General features: G+C 41.8%; 16 protein-coding genes. 8 read left to right on the forward strand and 8 right to left on the reverse strand.

Translation table 11 applies throughout. The features are described 5' to 3' along the window. Positions 1 to 36 precede the first annotated feature (36 nt). Both BN3769_RS02155 and BN3769_RS02160 read right to left on the reverse strand, forming a co-directional pair. Positions 37 to 228, reverse strand: coding sequence for a hypothetical protein (locus BN3769_RS02155; RefSeq protein WP_068467086.1), 192 nt, complete (start codon positions 226 to 228; stop codon positions 37 to 39). A 686-nt stretch (positions 229 to 914) separates the two neighbouring features. Beyond that, positions 915 to 1,121: a hypothetical protein gene (locus BN3769_RS02160; protein WP_068467088.1), complete on the reverse strand. Its 207-nt coding sequence runs from the start codon at positions 1,119 to 1,121 to the stop codon at positions 915 to 917. Between the two features lie 265 nt (positions 1,122 to 1,386). Between BN3769_RS02160 and BN3769_RS02165 the strand changes: the two genes are divergently transcribed. Beyond that, a complete protein-coding gene (locus BN3769_RS02165) occupies positions 1,387 to 2,205 on the forward strand; it encodes a caspase family protein (protein WP_195155529.1) in 819 nt (272 codons plus the stop codon). A 12-nt stretch (positions 2,206 to 2,217) separates the two neighbouring features. On the opposite strand, the gene BN3769_RS02170 is transcribed toward BN3769_RS02165, so the two are convergent. Beyond that, positions 2,218 to 2,721, reverse strand: coding sequence for a methylated-DNA--[protein]-cysteine S-methyltransferase (locus BN3769_RS02170; RefSeq protein ID WP_068467091.1), 504 nt, complete (start codon positions 2,719 to 2,721; stop codon positions 2,218 to 2,220). Positions 2,722 to 2,916: 195 nt separating this feature from the next. Between BN3769_RS02170 and BN3769_RS02175 the strand changes: the two genes are divergently transcribed. Beyond that, positions 2,917 to 3,522, forward strand: a complete 606-nt coding sequence (locus BN3769_RS02175; protein WP_068467093.1) for a hypothetical protein — start codon at positions 2,917 to 2,919, stop codon at positions 3,520 to 3,522. Between the two features lie 3 nt (positions 3,523 to 3,525). Beyond that, positions 3,526 to 3,804 (forward strand): 2Fe-2S iron-sulfur cluster-binding protein, encoded by a 279-nt coding sequence (locus BN3769_RS02180; RefSeq protein ID WP_068467095.1) that lies wholly within the window; start codon positions 3,526 to 3,528, stop codon positions 3,802 to 3,804. 17 nt (positions 3,805 to 3,821) lie between these two features. Here BN3769_RS02180 and BN3769_RS02185 read toward each other — a convergent pair whose 3' ends face one another. Next, positions 3,822 to 4,805 (reverse strand): DoxX family membrane protein, encoded by a 984-nt coding sequence (locus tag BN3769_RS02185; RefSeq protein WP_154017786.1) that lies wholly within the window; start codon positions 4,803 to 4,805, stop codon positions 3,822 to 3,824. A gap of 679 nt (positions 4,806 to 5,484) precedes the next feature. On the opposite strand from BN3769_RS02185, the gene BN3769_RS02190 reads away from it, so the two are divergent. Next, positions 5,485 to 6,453, forward strand: a complete 969-nt coding sequence (locus tag BN3769_RS02190; RefSeq protein WP_154017787.1) for a hypothetical protein — start codon at positions 5,485 to 5,487, stop codon at positions 6,451 to 6,453. Positions 6,454 to 6,688: 235 nt separating this feature from the next. Here the strand turns inward: BN3769_RS02190 and BN3769_RS02195 are convergent, their stop codons facing one another. The 3 genes from BN3769_RS02195 to BN3769_RS02205 form a co-directional block, all read right to left on the reverse strand. Further along, positions 6,689 to 7,648, reverse strand: a complete 960-nt coding sequence (locus tag BN3769_RS02195; RefSeq protein ID WP_068467102.1) for a toxin-antitoxin system YwqK family antitoxin — start codon at positions 7,646 to 7,648, stop codon at positions 6,689 to 6,691. Between the two features lie 300 nt (positions 7,649 to 7,948). Beyond that, positions 7,949 to 10,348: a phenylalanine--tRNA ligase subunit beta gene (gene pheT, locus BN3769_RS02200; RefSeq protein WP_068467104.1), complete on the reverse strand. Its 2,400-nt coding sequence runs from the start codon at positions 10,346 to 10,348 to the stop codon at positions 7,949 to 7,951. A gap of 255 nt (positions 10,349 to 10,603) precedes the next feature. Continuing rightward, positions 10,604 to 11,359 (reverse strand): hypothetical protein, encoded by a 756-nt coding sequence (locus BN3769_RS02205; protein ID WP_068467106.1) that lies wholly within the window; start codon positions 11,357 to 11,359, stop codon positions 10,604 to 10,606. 346 nt (positions 11,360 to 11,705) lie between these two features. Between BN3769_RS02205 and BN3769_RS02210 the strand changes: the two genes are divergently transcribed. The 4 genes from BN3769_RS02210 to ndk (BN3769_RS15210) all read left to right on the forward strand — a co-directional run bounded on the left by BN3769_RS02210 (position 11,706) and on the right by ndk (BN3769_RS15210) (position 15,448). Continuing rightward, positions 11,706 to 12,950, forward strand: a complete 1,245-nt coding sequence (locus BN3769_RS02210; protein WP_068467108.1) for a hypothetical protein — start codon at positions 11,706 to 11,708, stop codon at positions 12,948 to 12,950. Positions 12,951 to 13,125: 175 nt separating this feature from the next. Further along, complete coding sequence (gene ndk / locus BN3769_RS02215; protein WP_068467110.1) at positions 13,126 to 13,557, forward strand: nucleoside-diphosphate kinase; 432 nt, start codon at positions 13,126 to 13,128, stop codon at positions 13,555 to 13,557. Positions 13,558 to 13,571: 14 nt separating this feature from the next. Continuing rightward, positions 13,572 to 14,150 (forward strand): anthranilate synthase component II, encoded by a 579-nt coding sequence (locus BN3769_RS02220; protein WP_068467112.1) that lies wholly within the window; start codon positions 13,572 to 13,574, stop codon positions 14,148 to 14,150. Between the two features lie 803 nt (positions 14,151 to 14,953). After that, a complete protein-coding gene (ndk, locus tag BN3769_RS15210) occupies positions 14,954 to 15,448 on the forward strand; it encodes a nucleoside-diphosphate kinase (protein ID WP_068467483.1) in 495 nt (164 codons plus the stop codon). Between the two features lie 56 nt (positions 15,449 to 15,504). On the opposite strand, the gene lptB is transcribed toward ndk (BN3769_RS15210), so the two are convergent. Then, complete coding sequence (gene lptB, locus BN3769_RS02230; RefSeq protein WP_068467114.1) at positions 15,505 to 16,245, reverse strand: LPS export ABC transporter ATP-binding protein; 741 nt, start codon at positions 16,243 to 16,245, stop codon at positions 15,505 to 15,507. Positions 16,246 to 16,249: the final 4 nt, after the last annotated feature.

The raw sequence follows: 16,249 nt of genomic DNA on the forward strand, positions 1-16,249 counted from the left end.
ACTCGAATCTAAACGATTAGTAATTTAGGACACATCCTAGCTATTATTAAAGTCCGAATGATCTTTTTCGGATTCGTATAATTCACGGGCTGTCAATTTAACAGTCTCCAATCCACCTGCAAATCCTACCAAACGCATTAAATGATCCACATATCCTAACTCAGTTAACAAGTGATCATTCAAAGACTCTAAATAGGCGACTTTTTTGAGAAGTTCTGCTTTTTTCATACTCACCTCCACGGTGTACGGATGATTGAGTTTATGCATTTATCATGCCATCCTTTCCTAGGAAAAACCAAACCCTGGACTTATTTTTTATTTATTATTAAATCCAGGGCGATTATTAGCTATTATAGGCTTATTAGACTATGATGGCATTGATGAAAAACTCTATTACACCTGGTGTGTATTAATTCTTGATAAAGGTTAAATAAAACTTAAATTAATATCTTAAGCTTTAAAAGTTTATTAAAGACCCTGGTCTCAGATTATTACTATTACTTTATGAGCTAATGGCTGATCCAGGGCTACGTATTAAACTTTATCCTTTCATGCATTGATTAAAGGCTCTATGAAAACTTACTTGTGTTAACACTTAATAAAGATCTAATCAAAATTTGATAAAAGTCATTCCCTCCTCTTGCTAGACCGTGTCTTCTTACTCTATCCCTCAAAAGCTTCTAGCCTTTTAAAATTAGCTTTAGAGAGGCCTTTAAGAGAATGTATCAAACCCATCACAATCGATATTTGAAGTGATTTTCTCCCTAGGAAAGGGCCGATTAAAGAAGAAAAATCACCCGCAAAAGAAACCCTGGGCTAGATTATTATTTATTTTAGACCGCCCAGGGGGATTATTTTTGAATTTTAGGAAACAGCTATCGCATTCACAAGATTTCATCAAAATTGATAAATTCTTAGTCGCTATCCTTCTCGCTCTCATTTTCTAAAGGCTTGGATTCCGCATCCTGTAAAAGCTCCAATGCAACTTCTTTAGCTGAAGCTAAACCTTGAGGAAACCCGACAGACTTTAGCAATGTATCTACATATGTTAATTCTGTCTCCAGCTGATCGTGAACAAACTCTAGGTAAGCAATCTTTTTTTGTAATTGAGCTTTATTCATAGTCTTCCTCCCTGCTTGAGACACTTTCTCTTATGCGAAAGATGTGCCAATCAAGCCTTCGTCCGTCGAACAGAAAGAACAAGCTAAAATTTCACTTTATAATCACACAATAACAAAAATTATAAACATTATTTACAATAATTAAAAAATAGTTTATATTATTTACAAATTTATTAACAAACCCATACGTTTTATAATGTTTATAAGAAAATTATTTTTTATTTCTTTAAGTCTCTTTATCTTTTTAGGAATAGGCGAATTCTCCTTGCAAGCCGCTAATTTACACGTCGTGTTAGTAGGAGATTCTTTAAATGCAAGCGATCGAAACGGCTTTGAAGCCAGCATGGATTTATGGCGGCGAGAAGTGAAAAGGATTGCGGCTTATACGGGACTAGAGCTGCATGGAGTCATTTTTGAGAGCTTCCGTTGCCGATTGGACGAGGTTGTCCAGCACATTGAAGCGCTTTCTATCCAAGCGGACGACGTCGTCATTCTTTATTTTGCCATTCATGGCTCAAGGCCTTCTGATAAGGACTCCCCTTGGCCCCACTTACGCTTTTCTCTCGATCAACAGGCTATTGATTTTAATTATTTCAATGAAGTCATTAAGAGCAAAGGCCCTCGCCTCTTGCTGTCCATTGCCGATTCCTGTAATGAAATTGATGATCAGTATGGAGATCGGGAAAAAATCTTTGAGAAGATCCTTGAAATTGAAGAATTAGAAGATCAAGTGGCCATTATTAAAAATTCGGATTCTTATACGTCCTTAATGGCTAACCATACCCCTTCAGAGATTGTGCAAGCTTATCAGCATTTATTCTTAAATCACTCCGGAACCATTATTGCTTCCGGTTCCATTCCTGGACAGCCTGCCGTCAAGCATCTCATCACAGGCGGGGTATATACGGTGAATTTTTTGGAATCTTTAAAGTACTATACAAGCCAGCCTGGGAAAGACAGGAACTGGGAGAGTATTTTGGAGCGCGCGGCTGGCGAAACGCGCGTAACCTTAAAAAGAATTTTTGATCCAAACTTTACCTTTTATTCTCAATATGAATTGAATGTTTCCAATAAGGGGATCTAACGGATTGAGAAGCTAAGAGATGCCTTCAAAATCAAGCAGGCATCTTTTAAGCTTTAATCCCTCCCCGGCTGAATAGCCTCTTAATTGCTGTTGGGAATCCAATACACGATGGCACGGAATGATCAGCGGAAAAGGGTTGCGCCTGCATGCGCTGCCGATGGCCCGCGCCGCTTGAGGGTGGGAAATAATCTGAGCGACTTGTCCATAAGAGAGCGTCGTTCCAAAGGGAATAGCTCGAATTGCTTCCAATGCCCTATAGGTAAAAACCGGCATTTTCGCCATATCCAGTGGAATAGCCACATCCGGCTGCTTTCCCCTTCCATACTGGCTCAGCCAGGCTTCAATGCGCTCTTCCAGTCTTTTATTGGATTGATTCCCCCAAACTCGCCATGTCATTCCTTGTTTTCCAAGAGATAACGCGATCGATGTAATGGATCCTTCTCCTACATGAAAGTCTATGTCAATAGGTGGCCCAAAGGACCATTTGTTTTCAATTAACATCTCTTCATTTGACATAATGCGCCCCCTTTGTTGAAATGGGCATTAATCCATTTTATAGGATTTAAGCGATACTTAGAGGATTTCTTAAAACCCGGACCATTGTCTATGCGCTAGGGCATTAGCAATTTAGGAATAGGTCCTAGAATGGATTTGCTGTTTTTTATTCATAGAGAATAGCATTTTAGAATAAAAAAAGTACAGGGTCCCTCAATGAGCTTAATCTTTAAAGAAAGATTACAATTGCAAGCTGATAGGCAAGAAATGATTAATTTTTTTCGTGACTACTTTTGGAAAAAAGGCAAGCCTTATGGGCGAGGACTAGCCGAACCCGGTAATGGAATAGCTTACAAGGTTGTGACGGATGCCTATGGTAAGCGCTATTCAATTGAGAAATATCAAAATGGGAAGTTTGACAATGTCATTTATGATTCGCTCTTCCTAGATTTCCGCCATTTAACTCCGGTTGATCAAATGGCTTGGCGAAAAGAGGTGCTTTTTGAAGACGAGAAAATTGTCAAGTGCCTGTTGCGCAATCAAGAAGACCGCGCTATTCTCCTCGAAACGCATTGCTTTGATAATCAGCGTTGCCGCTCTTGTCAACTTAGTTCGATCCATGGCTTGCCGCTTTCTATGCATCGCATGTATTATCAAGCTCTGCATGACCCTTTTGACGGAGTTGTTCTCTATGATTTAGAAAACCGGCCCGTCATGCTTAAAACCTACCAAACAGATCTTCAGACGGGAGAATTCAGTTTGCTTCTTTCGGAAGAATGGGATATGCAAGACCTTCCTTTACTTCTTAAAAAGGTCCTATAAGCCATGGCAACGATTACGTGTATAAAGCAAAAAAAAGTCTATCAAGTCCGTTCAGGCCTTGAGCTGCTCCGCGCGTATCAGATCAATCCGCAGCTTCCCTTTCGCTTTGGCTGCTGCCAAGGGCAATGCGGCACCTGCGCCATTCGCATTACAGAGGGCAAATGCCATCTATCCCGGAAAACAAAACAAGAAGAGCAGACGCTTCGCTCCAAAGGACTGGATTCGGATTATCGGCTAGCTTGTCAATGCAGCATTGAAGGCAATATTAGCATTGATATCTGACGGGCCGGGGCATGTCCCTATTTTTTAGGTGCCCCCTCTTCCTGATGAATTAATCCCTTGGTCCATAATATTCGATTATCTCTCGTCGGCTCCCAAACTAATAAGACGGCTAACGCACCATATAAGGGCAAATAATCCATCAGCTCCGCCCAGCTTGTAATGGTTAGGGAAGCATTGAGGGCAAGCAAAGCCAAAATAATAGTCAGTCGAAAGAAAATGCCAAAAGCAATCAATAGGCCTACTAAGACCTCAAAGCTCCCCGCAAACAAAACGAAAATTTCATTAGGTAGATTGATAAAGTTAAGAAAACGATGCGCTTCTATTAGAGAAAGAGCAAAAGGTATATTGGCCAGCTTCTGTGTAAATCCAAAAACAATAAAATTTAATCCAATGCTTATCCTTAAGAAAAAGAGCGCATACTTCATATAAGTGGGAGTTGGCTCTAAAACAGGAAATAACAGACGATCAATTGCATAAGGTCCTCGGCCTGCAAGATAAAAGAAGCATGCAAAGCCAAAATATTGAATCCCTTCAAGCATAGGCTTTAAACCGATTAAGTCGAATCCCAATAACCAAATACAAGCCAATAGGCTAGCTCCAAAGCGCGCCAAGCCCCCATAAAACAGCGATAAAGCAATTCCGATCTCTGCTAATCCAATCCAATTAGACCAAGGCTCTTGAAGAAGATTGTTAAAAGCAAGCAATCGCCCATTGATACCATTGAACAGCAAAGCCAATCCAACATGCGTACCTAAAATGGCAGGTACCAAGGCATAAAATTCCTTTAAAGTTTTGGACGAAGCGCCTAAAGCTTTGGGCCCAGGAATAAGAGGACGCTGGCCTCCTTTATTCCAAATAAACCAAATAAATGCCGTTAATCCCAAAGTCGCTACTAAAAAGAAAATTGGCAGTGGTTGAAAAAATAAATCCCAACGCAAGGCTTCACTCTCGCTCAACGCTTCGCTCTTGCTAAGGAAAGAAATAAATAAAAGAGACATCACTAGCTATCCCTCCTAAGGGAAAAGAAATCGAGTTCAAGCCATTAGAAGAATTTTTAACAGACTCTACATTCATAATCCACATTTGCGATTTTTTGCCTGGAGAAAGACCTCTCAAACATAGGCTATTATCCGCTTTACCCTTCCTTATCCACTCTCTTAAAGACATTCGTTGCATTCAAAATTGCGCACTGACCTCAAAATATAAAGAAAATTCTTTATTTAAAATAAAATCTTTTTTCTGGCAATTCTATAATCAATCAAGCATTTATTTTTTAAATACTTATTAACAAAATATCCAAATTGGAATAAACATGTATTACAATTCTATTTTACGCTATTATATCACGAAGATTGGATTGAAATTAATATTCAATTATCAGCCTAGATCTTAAATACATTCTTACAAAAATAATTTTAACTAAAAGTAAATAACCTGAACACTTGTCTTGATTTACAAACTTTTATTCATTTTTATGAAGATCCCACTCTTTATATTCTTAATCATTTAGATGCAGCTGATTTAAAGCAGCTGAGTTTAACGCATTCCCAGCTGAATCAAGCTGTCCAACGCTTTCTAAACCTCTATCATATTGTTGAACTTGATAAAGCGGCAAATCAATTGATTACCATTACAGATCGTTTAGCCTATGGAGAGCTAATTGAAAAAATAAGAGAAGTTATGCCAAAGGAAAAAAAGCAGCAGATCGAAGAATTGTTTGTTGGCGTTCAAACATTCCCTGCGCTTTTTCGATTGATTAATCAGTATGAATCTCATGCCAGGAAGACGAGAAGCGTAGCTCTCACCAAGTTCACCAATTCCTCTAGATGGAAAAAATTCAGGCAGCTCTCCCCCTCACTTTCGACTGTGAAGGCACTTTGTACAATTTTAACGTCCATGCCTCAGCGAGATCTGATCTCCTACGAAGTTTATCCTAATCATTTAATGAAGCTGATCGTTAAAAAAATTCTTTCGGCACCTGTTGGCGCAAAGTCGCTAATTGAATTGACTAGCTTATGCTATCAAAAGCTTGGCCATCAGGTATTCGAGGAAGCCTTAGAAGATCACTTTTCAGCTAACTTCTCTAGAGATTTGAGTACTCCCTTTAGTCATCCGGCCACAACTTTTGCAAGCTTATTTCAAGAAAGTCTGACTCATATGCCTTTATCTGACCGAGAGAGGTATCTGCATATGGTTGTGGAAAGAACGCTTGAACGATCGCATTCTATCATCACATTAAAGCTAAACGCTCAGGATTTTTTGGGGTCAAAAAAATGGGCTACGCATCTTTCTCCGAATATGCAAGCGAACCTTGCCTGCATTCATCCCCTGTTTGCAAAAGCCATCAGCCGCTATCTCGTTTCTTATTCCAATACTTTTATCAACATCAAAAGCCTTGTTATTAGAGGCAATAAGCAGATTTCCTCTAGCCAATTGATGCCTATTTTGCGCCATTTGTCAACGGATTGCCAGATTAGGCATATTGAGATTGAAGAAACTAAAGCAGGCTTTACTAAAAAAGACATTCCTGAAATAGCCGAATTTTTCTCTTCCCATCCATCCATTCAATTATCGGCTCCTTTTAAAGGAGAGGCAAAACAGAAGCTCTTCCTAAAAGGCATTTCAAAGAAGCAACTAAGAGAGGAGTAACCACAGGGTAATGTCGAAAAGAAAGAAAGTGTAAGAAAGCTTTTGCCCGGATTGAGGGCTCTTGCAATCTTTTGAGATTGCAAGAGCCCTAAGAACCTGAGTTTGGAATGTATTTAAACCCGCTAATGACCTAGATTCGCATTCTTTTTCCCGCTCTTTCCTATCGCCTTCTAGGGAAAAAAATAACCTCAAATATCGATTATTATGGGTTTAATCTTCTTCTCTCTAACAGGATTTATTGATTGCTTAAAGCGTCAAAGGTTGCCTTATTGACTTTGCGATCTTGGAAAAACCAATCTGTTTGAGTCGTGTTGCCTATGTAAGAATAGCAAGGTCCATGCCTTTTTCCTTGCACCCATGTCACTTCTTGTACAAGCGTTTGGCCATTATCACGATAGCGTCGCTCCATTCCTTGCCGGCGGCCTTTGACATAAGAAATATCAGCGCATTTTTCACCGTTCTCAAAAACAACCGTATTGCCGTGCTGGCAGTTATTTGTCCATTCTTCAACTGTCGCTGGCTCTCCGCCTAAATAATAGGTGCGGCGCTGGCCTTCAATCACATTATTGGCATAAGGCGTCATGGTCGCTGGGGCGCCGTTGGGATGGTAAGTCGTGCGCAAGACCATCTTTCCATTACGGATTTCATCAACCGATTGAAGCTGCCCATAGGCATCGCGTCGAGTCCTTAAGCCATTTTGATCTTCTACCCGAGACTCCTCGAGATTAGAAGGATTATAATATTCTCCACGCACTAGATAGCTATTTTCATACTCCTCTTTGCACTGAGGCGCTCCCCCCTCGTACCAAACGACTAAGGTTTGCTTCCCCGGAGCTTCATAAATGATCTGCTGCTGAGGCATTCCATTGGGATAGTAAAACCATTCCTGCGTCAAGGTCCCTTGTTCATACATTTGCTTATGCTGAGTGACATCTCGATGGGGAAAAGAATAGGTTGTTTCACCATGCAGAATTCCCGCCTCATAGGTTTTTGAGACGACAACACCGTCGCGTCTAGTCGACACAACTTGACCATGTTGGCCGCGGTCTTCCCATTCATCGGGCGGCAAAGGCACTCCATAGCGATGGGTATAAGTTTCGCAAACAATCTCTTCTCGTTCAGGGCAGCGGGATTGGCAAGCTGTGGCAGCCATCAGTAAAAATGCTAAAGCGTAAGGAAAATGACGGGCTTTCATATATACTCCGGATTGAATCATGCCATTTAGAATGGTTACTTTAGAGCGCAGTTGATTTTTCACTCATTCTAGCCGACTAGCTATAAGATAAATCTTCTGCAATTTTATTATTGAATAGGAACATTAGGCACTTCTAACTCTTTCTTAAAGGGTTTCTTAAACTCATAATTGCCTATATTTGAGATTGTTTTCCCTAGGAAGCGATAGGAGATAGCGGGCAATAGTGAGTGAATATTGCCTGCTATCTCCTATCGCTTCCTAGGGAAAAGAACGCGAATCTAGGTCATTTAATACACCCTCTTAGCTTTTCAGGGCTTCCCCAAGTCTATTTACCACTTCAGCCAGCAAGCGTTGATGCTCTGCCTCTACAACATCTTGGGCAATCGTCTTAGAAGGATCGCGATAGGTAAAACGCAAGGTCATGTTCTGATAGCCTGGGCTGAGCTTATCGCTGCGATAAATATCAAGGAGAGACACTCTTTCTAAAAGCTGCGATTGCTGGCTTTTAATCGCGTCAAGGATGACATCAAAAGAAACCTTATCTGTAATTGTAAAAGTCCAATCCCGTTCCGATCCAGGATAAATCGCCAATGGCTCTGTCTTCTCCCGGCGCTTGGCCATTTGCATGAGATCATGCAAATTAAATTCCCCAAATAAAATACGCTGCGAGACGTCTAAGCGCCGCTGAATGGCCGGATGAATTTCTCCTATAGATCCGATTTCCAAAGAATTGACAAAAACGGATGCCTGTCGGCCCGAGTGGAAAGTCTCAATGCCTAAATTTTTAAAAACCGGCTGCGGAATGCCCAATTCATTAAAGATATTTTCTACAATGCCTTTCAAATCATAGAAGTCATAATCATGCGACTTAATATCCCAATGATGCGGACTGGATTTGCCTGTTAAGATAATTCCTGCAACTGATTGCTCTTTATATTGATTGCCATCTTTAAAGTGAATTCTACCAATTTCAAATCCGCCAATATGGTGGTTTTGATGATCGATATTATATTTGACAACTTGCAATAGGCCAGGTAAAAGGGACGTGCGCAGAATAGATTGTTCGATGGATGTGGGATTCACCACACTGACAACCGATTCTGGAGGCATAGAATAATCTTGCACGATATTAATTAAGGAAGGCCCGATCAAATCGCAAGTGAGAAATTCTTGCAGCCCTTCGGCAATCAAACGCGCTTGTACTTCCTTTTCAAATACGTAAATAGGGGCCGGCGGAAGGGATGAAGAATGATAAGCTCCTCCTTGTCTAGGAATATTGTCATAGCCATATAAGCGGGCGACTTCTTCCACTAGATCAATTTCTTCTTTCAAATCCACTCGGTAGGTCGGCACGCGAACGGCACAGCGGTCTTGTCCATCCCAATGGGTGCCAAAGCCCAGCCTTTTAAAAATATCCTCCACTTCACCGCGGCTAAGAAACGTTCCGAGCATTCGATTGATGCGGGCTAGTCGGCAATGAATAACAGCTTCCGGAAAATCTTTTGCCTTTATATCGATCTCGCCAGCTTGAATATGCCCGCCAGCCAGCTCTCGGATCAACATAGCAGCTCGATTCAAAGACGTGGTTAACTGATTGGGATCCGTTCCTCTTTCAAAGCGCTTGGAGGCGTCCGTCTGCAAGCCGAGCTGTTTGCTTGTCTTGCGAATGCTGACAGGATCAAAATAGGCCGATTCCAGAGCAATATGGTGCGTTTGTTCACTCACTTCACTATTCATGCCTCCCATTACCCCAGCAATGGCAATTGGCTTCTTGGCATCGCAAATCATCAAATGCGAAGATTGCAGAGCACGCACCTTTCCATCCAAAGTTTCAAATGCCTCGCCTTCTTGAGCTTTTTTGATGAGTAAACGTTGGCCTTCTATTTGGTCATAGTCAAACGCATGCAACGGATGCCCCATTTCCAATAGAACATAATTGGTCACATCCACAACATTATTGACGCTGCGAATTCCGCACTTTTCCAATCTTTGTTTGAGCCAATCAGGAGAAGGCCCCACCTTGACATCTTTAATGACGCAGCAGGTATAGCGCGGACACGCATCCTTATCCACAACTTCTACTTGGACGCTTTCTTCGACGGATTGCGCAGCTTCTTTCAGGGAAATAGCAGGATAGCGCAAGGCCGATCCTATAGCTGCTGCAAGCTCGCGAGCGACTCCAATGACGCTTGCGCAATGCCCTAAATTAGGCGTCAGGGAAATTTCAAAAATAGTGTCCGCATAAATATCGCTTAAAGACATTCCTTCCGGCAACTCCTCCGGCAATTCCATGATTCCATCCTGCTCATCGGATAGGCCTAATTCCGCCCCTGAGCAGAGCATGCCGCTGGATTCGACGCCTCGAATTTTGGTCTTCTTTATCTTGAATTCCTTTCCCTCGTCTTGCAAGGTCGCTCCAAGTAAAGCAAACGCCGTCTTTAAACCCTTGCGGCAATTGGGCGCTCCGCAAACGACCTGATAAGTTTGGCTGCCATCAGTTACAGTTGCTACAGTTAGCTTATCTGCATTGGGATGCTTTTCCGCTTCCAAAACGCGACCGACAACTATACCTGAAAAGGAAGCTCCTATTGTTTCATAGCCATCCACTTCTAATCCAGCCATCGTTAAGATTTTAGCTATCTCGCCGGGTGAAAGGGTTAAATCAATGTACTCTTTAAGCCAAGATAAAGGAATCCGCATAAATACCAACAATTAATCGCATGAAGTTTTTTGAAAATCCGGAGCTTATCCCATTAATCATCAAATTCGATGGGAAGGCGTTTATTTAATACACCTTTTAAACAAAAGGTTTGCTTTTTGCTCCAAAAGAACTCTATTTATAGCACACTGTCTGTATTGAAAAAAGAAAAAAGCAAGCAAGATTCTTTTGTACGAAAGTAAAGAAATAAAGAAAGGCTTTCAATGCATGAGCATGAAAGCCTTAAGCGAGAGTATTTAAGTGACTGTTGGAGGAGTTTCACTTGTTGAAGGCTCTATTGTCGTTCCTGTTGAAGGCTCTATTACCTTTCCTTCTGTGCTAGGAAGAGGTGGAGTAATCACAACGGGCTGCAGCGTAGTAGGTGTTGTCAAACGACGGTAAATATAGCCCCAAGCCACATAAATAGGAGGCATCGCAATCAAAATCCCTAAAAAGACAACAGCGATTCCCGCCAAAAAGATAAGAAAGCTGGTAAGATAAAAAGCAAATAAATCCCACTTTGCTCCCTTAGAAGCCGAAGAACTTAATTCTAAAGACTCGATCGGACCGGATCCTTTATCAGCAATAAATAAGGGAAATAAGCCAAAGCGGGTTCCCCATATTGCAGCCGGGAAAACGAGCAGAATCAGACCGGCTAGGACAATAAGAGAGAAAACAATCTTGGCAATCAAATAATGAAAGACATAATGGAAGCGAGCAAATAAATGACCAAGATGGACAGGCAGATTATCCGCTGCTCGAATGCCCATATAGATCAATCCCAATGTCAATCCCAAATCGATCAAGATGTAAATGATTGAAAGAAGGATCACTATTCCCGGATGAGGATAATTTTCATTTTCCCCTCCCGTAATCAAATTTTGAACAAAAGGCTGACTGGCATACACAATAAAGAGAATGATAAGCGCACCGATCCAGGTCGCAGGCTGCTCTCTGAATTTCTTCCATCCGGCTTTAAGCACTTCTCCAACTGAAAAAGCATGAGTGGGCATTTCCGCTCCTTTTTAAAAATTCATTCCCCCTACCCATATCAATAAATTGTTTGAAAGTCAAACACCTCTTGATGAACCCATTCACTATTCTATTCTTTGCTCTTTTGCCTTTTTTATTTTCTTTTCAGGCTTGTTAAATATCCCCTAAAAGCTTGTCTTCAATGACTGGAAAGAACGCAAATCTAGGCCATTAGCGGTTTTAAGATAACTTCTTTAAAAGAAGTAATTTATTAACAAATCGATTTTAATAAATGAATTTAATTTAAAATTATTAACACCTTTATTTTTTATTTAAATTATTTTACTATATTCATCTATCTTAATTTTTTAAAGTGATCATCCTTTTATGACAAATATTCAACAGACTCAATTAGCTAAAATGAAATTAGCTGAAAATTTTCTTATCAGTCCGTTGTATCATCCTCTATTTGCACAGACCACAGAGAAATATGAAAAGCACCTCAAGAACAGCGAGCCGATTTTATCGGATGTTTTGACGCCTTATGAAGCTTTTAAAGAAGGATTTGAAAGAGCGATAGCCAGTTTTATCAAGCTTGGCCAGGAAGGGCAGGTCAAAAAGAAAATTGTTTCAGAGGCACAAACAAAGAACTTGGAGACGGAGCTGTTAGAAAACCTGATTAAAGGATTGTTGAAAGACTTTGACTCTGTCAAATTTATTAAAAAAGACCAGCGCTATTTAGCGCTTTATCAAGGAAAAATCTATCAATTTTCGACTCTTTTAGAACGCGTCAACTTCAATCAGATTTCTCTTAGCGAGGAAGATTTGCAAGCGTATCATAAGCTTCTAGATGAAGGCGCTCTTTACAATAAGCCTTATCTTTCTATTCGCGGCGGCCGTCCACTGGAAGAGGATTTCGACCAACTAGATCCGGGAGAGCTTTGCCGGCATTTATCTTTTGCCGAAAAAGAAGCCATTAACATCTACACCGGCAATTTTTATCGCACAATGAATGCCTTGATGCGCGGGGACATAGATGGGGCAATTGAGTCTAATTATTTTTTGCCCGATGTATTCACGGTAAAAGCTAAAGCGAATCAAACGATTAAAGAAGCCTTGCTGCATATTGCCGTTGCAGTCTCCGGACTCAATAAACTCCCGGACTACGTTCCTCCCCCCGGTCCGGACGGCAAGCCGCAAAAATATCTTTACCGAGGAGAGAGGGACCTTCCAGAAAGCGTATTGGCCAAGCGCAAATGGGCTGTCTTGCAAGGAGGGGAAATCACCAATGAAATGGGCTTCTTAAGCACGGCTTATGGGAAACCGGCAGACGCTTTCTTCAATGAATTTACGGAAGTCGGCGTCATGATTAAAAGCTTAAAAGGGAAAAAAATTACTCCTTTATCGCAATTTGGAAATAGCGAAAGAGAAATTTTGCTTCCTCCTACTCAGATGCAATGGCTGTATCAAAAAGACATTATTACCGACATCTATAAAAGGCAAATGACGCTCTTTATCGCTAAGCCCGTGTCTGTTCCCATTCCTTCTGCCGGCATATCTGTGGATGATTTTATTCAGACGATTAATCCGGAAGAAAATGTCTTCTTCGGCATCGATACGGCCATTGCTTAGAAGTGAGAAGGCCTCTTCAGTTTGCCAATTAACTAAACTCAAGCAAATTGAGAATAATTTTATCTATAAGGAATCAGACCGCAGTCCCTAAGAATTTATTTAGCCGTGATTTTTTTGCGTTATTTTGTTATAGTCATGCGCAATTTAAACCATGCTAATTAAGGAGCTTAACATCATGGCTTTAGAACGCACCCTTTCTATTATTAAACCAGACGCCGTAGGAAGAAACCATATCGGCGATATTATTTCTCGCTTTGAAAAAGCAGGACTGCGCCTTGTCGCTGCCAAAATGAAGCACTTGAGCACAAAAGAAGCCGAAGGCTTTTATGCTGTGCATCAAGGCCGTCCTTTCTTTAATGACCTCGTTTCTTTTATGACGACAGGCCCTGTTCTTGTTCTCGTTTTAGAAGGCGAAAATGCCATTAGCAAAAACCGTGACATCATGGGCGCGACAGATCCTAAAAAGGCTGCGCCAGGAACGATTCGCGCAGATTTTGCTAAGACAATTGACGAAAACGCCGTTCATGGCTCAGACTCGCCTGAAACAGCCAAAACAGAAATCGCCTATTTCTTCACTGCAGAAGAAGTGCACGATAGAACTCGCTAACGCATCGGGTTCGCTTGTTGCTGTTTATTGATAACTTCGATTCCTTTACTTACAACCTCGTTCAGTCTTTTTGCATGCTGGGCGCTGATGTTCGAGTAGTGAGGAATCAGGCTTTATCTATTCAAGAGTGCCTGGATTTAAATCCAAGACATCTTGTCATTGGGCCAGGCCCAGGCACTCCCTCTCAAGCTGGCATTTCAAAAGCTTTAATCAACGCCTTTGCCGGCACTATCCCCATTTTAGGAGTCTGTTTGGGCCATCAAGCCATTGGCGAGGTCTATGCAGGCGAAGTTGTACGGGCAGCTTATCCCATGCATGGCAAGACAAGCGCCATTTTGCATGACGGCTGCGGAGTCTTCCATCATCTTTCCCAAGGCTTTTTGGCCACCCGCTACCATTCCCTTCTTGTAAAGAGGGATTCCCTTCCTTCTTGCCTCCATATTTCGGCTCAAACTTCTGGCGGAGAAATTATGGGGTTGCGGCATTGCCTTTATGATATAGAAGGCGTTCAATTTCATCCCGAATCCATTATGACAGAACAAGGGATGCCTCTTTTAAGGAATTTTCTTGACAAAACACCGCTGTCTTTATAATTTGACGGCAATGCAGAGGCTGTTTCGATAAGCCCTATTGTGCCCGCACGCTATTCCTTTGATTCGTCACGTCAAGATCTGTTTGAGAAATTTCCAACGAATTATCGCTCTATAGAAGGTTTTCTTAAAACTGCTAATGGCCTAGATTTGAGTTCTTTCCCGCTAAAGAGATGCGGATGATTGTCTTATCTTTGTTAGGCAAGCCAGACTAAATACTTGAGTTAAATGTTTTCCGCAGCTTTGCAACTCGTTGAAAAGCGTGTTAAAAAACTTATGATGATTTATAAGATAAGTTTTAAATTCATAACTTTAACAAGGATGGTACAATGAAGCTAAATACCTTAACACTTCTATCCGTCTCTTTTCTGTTACAAATGGGTTTGAGCGCACAACCGCCTCGTCCAGCCCTCGAAGTTCAAGTTCAAAGAGTACCAGATAGCGGCGCCTATTACTATGATAACAGTGGTTATAATGGTGGTGGCTATAACAATGGCTATTATAATGATTACTATAATGGCTATAACAACAATTATGCGCCTCCCCGCGGACGGGGCAACTACCGTAATGCCCCTAACCGTCCTTACTATAATAATCGTCCTTACAGCGATTGGCGCGGCCCTAACGATAATGCGGGCTATAGCGAATGGAGAAATGCACCGGCTTCAAGCATGGATCAAAATTATAAAGGCGAGCAAAGCGCTGACAATCGCGAAGAAGGGGATCAAGAGGGAAATGACTCTTATAAAGGAGAGTCTATGGACACAAATTATCGCCACACCAATCAATTTAATCCAGGCGGCCCTATGCAAGAAGACAGGCGGTTTGGAAATGCCCAGCGCCAGCCTATTGAAGTACAAGAGAGAACCCTTTCTATTATTAAGCCCGATGCCGTCCGTCAAGATCACATCGGTGATATTATCTCTCGCTTCGAACATGCGGGTTTGCATGTTGCCGGAATTAAAATGGTCCATTTGAACAAAAATCAGGCCGCTCAATTTTATCGCGTCCACCGCGACCGCCCATTTTTTCCTGGACTAGTGGATTTTATGGCATCCGGCCCTGTCATTGTCCTGGTTTTGGAAGGCGATCAAGCGGTTGCTAAAAACCGCCAGCTCATGGGAGCGACGGATCCCAAAAAGGCTGAAAAAGGAACAATCCGCGCCGACTATGCAGAATCGGTCAGCCAAAATGCAGTCCATGGCTCGGACAGTCCAGAGGCTGCTAAGGAAGAAATTCTGTTTTTCTTCCGCCCCAATGAACTTTATTCTCATACAAGTGAACAACAACAACAACAATAACTTCTTCTTGGCAGGACTCCTTTACGGAGTTCTGCTCTCGTCTTGAAGTTCGCTTTTTACATCTTAAAATTCGTTCCCAGATAAGTCCGCCGGACATTTTCATTGTGAATCAATTCGTCCACAGTCCCTTCTACCGTCACTTTTCCCTCTTGGACCAAATAACTTTTATCGACAACCGAAAAAATTTCACGGGCATTATGATCTGTAATTAAAATGCTGATATCTTTTTTGGCGAGCAGCTGGATCAGATGCTTGACATCTTGCACGGACAAGGGATCGATATTGGCGAAGGGCTCATCCAACATTAAAAAGGATGGATTAGTCACAAGCGACCGCGTAATTTCTACACGCCGGCGCTCGCCTCCTGAAAGGGCTGCCGCTTTCTTCTTTGCCAAATGTTCTAAGTGCAACTCGCCGAGCAATTGCTCGAGGCGCGCTTTGCGCTCTTGCTTTGAGAGCGGCAGGGTTTCTAAGATGCACAAAATATTCTGTTCAACAGTCAAGCTGCGAAAAACAGAGGGTTCTTGAGCCAGATATCCCATTCCCATGCGGGCCCGTTTATGCATGGGAGATTGGGTGACATCTTTTTCTTGAAAAAACACTTTTCCCTCATCCGGCCGGATTAACCCCACGGTCATATAAAAAGCCGTTGTTTTTCCAGCCCCGTTAGGACCCAATAACCCCACAATCTCGCCTCGACGCACTTGAAAGGACAAGCCATTGACAACCCGCCTGCCGCCATAATTTTTCACAAGATTCTCAACACTTAAACAAATAGAATAAGACTGGTCTGCCATGATA

The organism is Candidatus Protochlamydia phocaeensis, from assembly GCF_001545115.1.
GTDB classification, from domain to species: Bacteria; Chlamydiota; Chlamydiia; order Chlamydiales; family Parachlamydiaceae; genus Protochlamydia_A; species Protochlamydia_A phocaeensis.